Annotated in this window: 5 protein-coding genes; 3 read left to right on the top strand and 2 right to left on the bottom strand. The window is 72.9% G+C overall.

All coding sequences use genetic code 11. The features are described from left to right. Together ACLEQD_RS35940 and ACLEQD_RS35935 are read left to right on the top strand one after the other, a co-directional pair. On the top strand, positions 1-304 hold a 304-nt coding region (locus tag ACLEQD_RS35940), incomplete at its 5' end, for a PEGA domain-containing protein (protein ID WP_410390358.1). Between the two features lie 121 nt (positions 305-425). Beyond that, a complete protein-coding gene (locus ACLEQD_RS35935) occupies positions 426-1,148 on the top strand; it encodes a head GIN domain-containing protein (protein ID WP_410390356.1) in 723 nt (240 codons plus the stop codon). A 432-nt stretch (positions 1,149-1,580) separates the two neighbouring features. Here ACLEQD_RS35935 and ACLEQD_RS35930 read toward each other — a convergent pair whose 3' ends face one another. Further along, positions 1,581-2,600 (bottom strand): aldo/keto reductase, encoded by a 1,020-nt coding sequence (locus ACLEQD_RS35930; protein ID WP_410390354.1) that lies wholly within the window; start codon positions 2,598-2,600, stop codon positions 1,581-1,583. A gap of 268 nt (positions 2,601-2,868) precedes the next feature. Between ACLEQD_RS35930 and ACLEQD_RS35925 the strand changes: the two genes are divergently transcribed. Beyond that, positions 2,869-3,393: a DUF429 domain-containing protein gene (locus tag ACLEQD_RS35925; protein WP_410390352.1), complete on the top strand. Its 525-nt coding sequence runs from the start codon at positions 2,869-2,871 to the stop codon at positions 3,391-3,393. Positions 3,394-3,535: 142 nt separating this feature from the next. On the opposite strand, the gene ACLEQD_RS35920 is transcribed toward ACLEQD_RS35925, so the two are convergent. Beyond that, positions 3,536-5,343, bottom strand: a 1,808-nt coding sequence (locus tag ACLEQD_RS35920; protein ID WP_410390350.1) for a tenascin-X, incomplete at its 5' end; no start/stop codon positions are given.

Genomic DNA, 5,343 nt, shown 5'->3' with positions numbered 1-5,343 from the left:
CTGCCGCCCCCGCCGCGCGCCCGCGGACGCCCCGGAGGCTGGCCTCCCCGCCCCGCCCGAAACCGCCACCGAAGCGGCCGCGCCCCAGGGCTTCCTTACCCTCGTCACGGAGCCTTCCGCCCGCGTGTCCCTGGGCGGCCGCTCCCTGGGCGAGACCCCCCTCACCAGGGTCGCCCTCCCGGTGGGCAGGCACACCCTGAAGCTGATGGACGGCACCGGCCGGCCCCTGAAGCTCCTCGTGGAGATCAAACCCGACGACACCACCTCCGTCCGGGTCCCCCTGGAGATGCTGGCCAATCCCTGAACCGGTCCGACAGTCGGACCGGATCCGCCTCCTCCACGCAATCACCCGTCAGCGTCCTCCGTACCCGAGGCATTCCGCCCGGACGTGCTCCCACGTCCTCGCGCTTCGCCCGGAGCCGCCCATGAGGGTTTCCTCGCTGTCCCTGCTCGCCGCCTGCTGCCTCGCCACCACCGCCTGCACCGCTCACGCGGAGGACGCGGCGAAGCCCTCCCAGGGCTCGGGCGAGACGCGCCAGGTGGAGGACTTCCACGGCGTCTCCGTGGGCCACGGCATGCGAGCGGAGGTGAAGGTGGGCCCCAAGTCCGTCCGCCTGGAGGGCTCCGCCGAGAACCTCTCCCGCATCCAGCTGGAGGTGGAGGACGGCATCCTCACCACGCGCGTGGAGCGCAAGGGCTGGAGCGGCCTCAACGGCCGGGTGAAGCTCATCGTGTCCTCGCCCCGCATCGACCACGTGGAGGTCAGCGGCGGCGGCCACATGAACGCCGACGTCACCGCGTCCGACGACTTCGACGCCGAGGCCAGCGGCGGCGCGGTGCTCACCGTGCGCGGCGTGGACGCCAAGAAGGTGGACGCCGAGGCCAGCGGCGGCGCCGAAATCACCCTGACCGGCCGCGCGCGGGAGCTGGATGCCGAGGTCAGCGGCGGCTCGCAGCTCCACGCCTGGCAGCTCCAGGGCGTCAGCACCCTGGACGTGGACGCCAGCGGCGGCGCCCTCGTGGAGGCCAACGCCTCCGACAGCGTCAACGGCGAAGCCTCCGGCGGCAGCATCGTCCGCCTGTCGAAGCGGCCCCAGAACGCCGACCTGGACGTCAGCGGCGGCTCGCGCCTGGACACGTCGAACTAGCCGCTCCGCACCGGGAAAGGTTACCCGGGCCCCGGGGGTGACCCGGGGCCCGGACAGGCCCCCCATGAAGCATCAGAGCCGCCGCACACCGGACCTCCAAGGTCATCCGGGCGACCGTGCTCCTTCCACGTGCATGCCGACCGCACAGGTGTGCTGCCGGACAGGCGCGTGGGCCTCATGGAACGCGCTCGAGTGACCGAACGCTTCGCAGTCCCCAAGATATTGGAAGTCCGTCCCAATCCCAAACACCGTCGGTGTCTTTCGCCATCGGACTCGCAGGCGCTCCCGCGTCATGCGGCGCCTCCCGTCCCAGACAGGGCGTAGGGGGCGGACGCACCGCGCTCACACGGTGCGTCGTGGGAACGCAGCAGGTCGGGTCCATCCAGCGATGATGGAAAACTCCATACGAATGGGACTCCGGGGCGAACCGGCTCAGCGGGCCGGGGGGAAGCGGTCCGCGTTCTGACGCTCCACCATCCAGCCGGGGTACTCGGCGGGCAGCTTGGAGACGGCGTCCAACTGGGCCAGCTGCTCGGGGCTGAGGCGCAGCTCGGACGCGGCCAGGTTGTCGTCCAGCTGGGCCTGGGTCTTGGCGCCCAGGATGACGGTGGTGACGTGCGGCTGGTGCAGCAGCCACGCGAGCGCCACGCGCGCCACGGTGGTGCCCGTCTCCTTCGCGACGGCGTCCATCACGTCGATGGCGTTGTACGCGCGCTCGCGGTCCACGGGCGGGAAGTCGAAGGCGGTGCGGCGGGCGCCCTCGGGGCCTTCGGCGCCGCGGCGGTACTTGCCGGACAGGAAGCCGCCCGCGAGCGGGCTCCACACCATCAGGCCCACCTGCTGGTCCTTCATCAGCGGCACCAGCTCCCGCTCCAGGTCGCGGCCGGCGATGGAGTAGTACGCCTGGAGCGATTCGAAGCGGGACAGGCCGCGGTGGTCGCTCAGGCCCAGCGCCTTCATCAGCTGCCACGCGGCCAGGTTGGACGCGCCCAGGTAGCGCACCTTGCCCGCGCGCACGAGGTCGTCCAGCGCGCGCAGCGTCTCCTCCAGCGGGGTGGCCGCGTCGTAGCCGTGGATCTGCAAGAGGTCGATGTGGTCCGTGCCCAGGCGCTTCAGGCTCGCGTGCACGGAGTCGAAGAGGTGGTAGCGCGACAGGCCCACCTCGTTCTGGCCCGGGCCCATGCGGCCGCGCACCTTGGTGGCCAGCACCACCTGCGACCGCTTCGCCGCCAACGCCTTGCCGAGCAGCTCCTCCGACTGCCCGAACGAGTACACGTTCGCGGTGTCGAAGAAGTTGATGCCCGCGTCCAGGCACCGGCCCACCAGCGCGTCGGCCTCCGCCTGTCCCTGCTGCCCGATGTTCTTCCAGAAGCCCTCGCCACCGAAGGTCATGGCGCCGAAACACAGTTCAGAGACAAACAGGCCGGTGCGGCCCAGCGGGCGGTAGTGCATGTGCGTGTCACCTTGGGTGGAAGTGAAGGCGGCCCCTCTTAACGTCCGGTGCACGGCCCCGCAGCAGGAAGGCACGCGATGACGGACGCGCTCCGCTTCGTGGGCTGGGACCTGACGGACCCCTTCGCCCGCGTCCCCCGTCCCGTGGATGAGGCCGTCGTGGACGCGGACGGCCGCGTGCGCTTCTCCCAGCGCGTCTGGCCCGGAGCGCGGGCGCGGCACGGGCTGGACCCGGAGGCGCTCGCGGAGGCCTTCCGCATCCAGCCGGGTGACGTGGTGGTGGTGGACGGGCCGCAGGCGCTGGCGAACCCGGCGCGCGGGTGCGGACGCGGAGCGGAAGCTGCGAGCTCCGGGCCGCACGCCGGACGTGCTGCCCCCGCCCGGAGCACCCTTCGCGGGCTTCGTGCGCGGCAGCGTGCTGCTGTTCGCCGCGCTGCGGGCCCATGCCCGGGTGCCCATGCTGGACCTGGACACGCCGACGCTGTCCCAGGCGCGCCTCTTCGAGGCCTTCCCCGGCGCCACCTGGCGCGCGCTGGCTGTGGAGAAGTTGGGGGCAAAGGCCTCGCCCGAAGGACGCGCCCGGAGGCGGGCCCTGCTGGAGTCCGCCGGCCTGCGCTTCGGGAACGCCGGGACGTGCACGCACGACCAGCTGGACGCCGCGCTCTGCGCCTGGCTGGGCTGGCGCACGCGCACGCGGCCCGGGGACGTCACCGCGGTGGGCCTGCCCCTCACGCAGGACGCGGACGGGACGCTGCGCGAGGGGCGCATCCTGGACCTGGCCATTCGGCGGTAATCAATTATTGATATTTTTACTGCTTGAACTGTTTCAATCCCTCTCAACTGCAACCGTTCCCGCGGGTGCGCGCCTCCGGCATCCAGGTCTACACGGTGAGCGCGTGGACCGCGCTGACGCCGTGACGCACGTCGCGGGGCCTTCAGCGCCCGCGCGCCGGGTCCTCGTGATGGTCGTGCCCTGGCCCGCCGAACGTTCCGGGCCAGGGTTCCTCCGCGGGCTTCAGGCCGGGGATGGGGAAGCGCCGGAAGCGCGCCTGGCTGTACGCGTACGGCGGATCGCACTCGCCGCACGTCGTCGCCCCGTCCATCATCACCACGCTGTCCGGCCCCAGCTCCAGGAACTGCGCGGGCGTCGCCGCGTTCGACACGGGGCACTGGAACACCTCGCTGCCGTCCTTCGCGCTCACCGCGAACAGCACCGGCCCCTGCGCATCCAGGCCCGTGCCCAGCACCACCGTCTCCGGCGGCTGCCCGGGCCACGACGTCCAGCTCGCCAGCCGCACCTCCGGCGCCACCGGCCCCGGCCACCCCTGGAACGCATGCGTCCAGGACGGCGTGAGCTCCGGCAGCGCGTAGCCCTCCAGCCGCCACTCGCCCACGGTGTCGTCCTCGGACGGAGAGGGGATCACGTGCGTGGACGTCGCCAGCGCGCGGCCCAGCCCCCGGGGGAAGGTCTGCGAGCCCACCGCCTGCCCGTCCTGCGTGCTCAGCGCCTGCGTGGAGCGCTCGTTGAGCAAGAGCCCGTTCACGATGGCCAGCTCGCCCGCGGCGAAGGCCTCCGTCTTGCGCCAGCGCGGCACCCCGTCCTGCGAGAACGCCATCAGCAGCGTGGGCGCCCCCGGATACAGCGGCGCCCCCACGTTCTGCGTCTGCCCGAACGCCAGGTACAGATCTCCCGCCGCGTCGGACGCCACGCCGTACGGGTGCGGGTGGTTGCACTCCGCGAGCAGCGGATCCTGCAGCGCCTGCGCGGACACCATCCCGCCAAAGGCATCCAGCACCACCAGGAAGTACCGCCGGCACAGCGTGTCGCGCGCCGTGCCGGACGGGTAGGCCTCGAAGAGCGCCGCCAGCCGGTCCGGCTGCATCACCCCCAGCCGCGCCATGAACACCGTCGTCAGCCCCTGCGTGAAGTCCGGCCGCGCCGCCGCCAGGTCGAACGTCCACCGCGGCGCGCCCGTCACCCGGTCCAGCAGCGACACCTGCCCGGAGCCCGGCAGGTCCATGCACAACAGCCGGTCGTTCCACAGCATGCACCGGCGCCCCGCCACGCTCGCGCGCACCGGCACCGGGCCCGCCGCGTCCAGCAGCGCCGGCACGAAGAAGCCCACCAGCGTCACGTCCCCCGTGGGCCCCACCAGCAGGTCGTGCAGCGCCTCGCCGTTGGACTTCGCGTCGTAGGTCCAGTCCGGCACCACCGCCGTCGCGGCGGGGCGCTCGCACACGGAGCCCCTGCACTTCCCCGGTCCCTGGCACGGGCTGGCCGGCGCGCACGTGAAGTTGTCCGGCGGGTCGCGGCGCTGGCACGCCCCGTCCAGGCACACGTCCGCCGCGTCACAGCCGCGCTCCGGGCCGCAGAAGGTGCCGTCCGGCGCCTTCGCCAGCGTGCACCCCACCTTCGGGTCGCACGCGCCCACCTGGCACTTCCCGTCCCCCGGACACGGCGGCGCCGGCACCGACGTGCAGCCGTCCAGCGGACTGCACACGTCCGTGGTGCACGCGTCGCCGTCGTCGCAGACGCGCTCCGTCCCCTTGCACCGCCCCGCCGTGCACGTGGCGCCCAGGATGCACGCGTTGCCCGGGTCGCACGCCGTGCCGTCCGGCTCCTCGGCCTCCACGCACGCCTCCGTCGTCACGTCGAACGTGGAGGTGTGGCAGGCCACCGGCGTGGGGCAGTCCGGGAACGGGTTCGCCTCCCCGCGCAGCTCCACCCGCACCTCCCCGCCCC

Origin of the sequence: Corallococcus sp. 4LFB (assembly GCF_046520365.1) — a bacterium.
Lineage (GTDB): Bacteria > Myxococcota > Myxococcia > Myxococcales > Myxococcaceae > Corallococcus > Corallococcus caeni.
The sequence above is the reverse complement of the archived record's forward strand: the minus strand, read 5'-3'. Positions and strand labels throughout refer to the sequence as shown.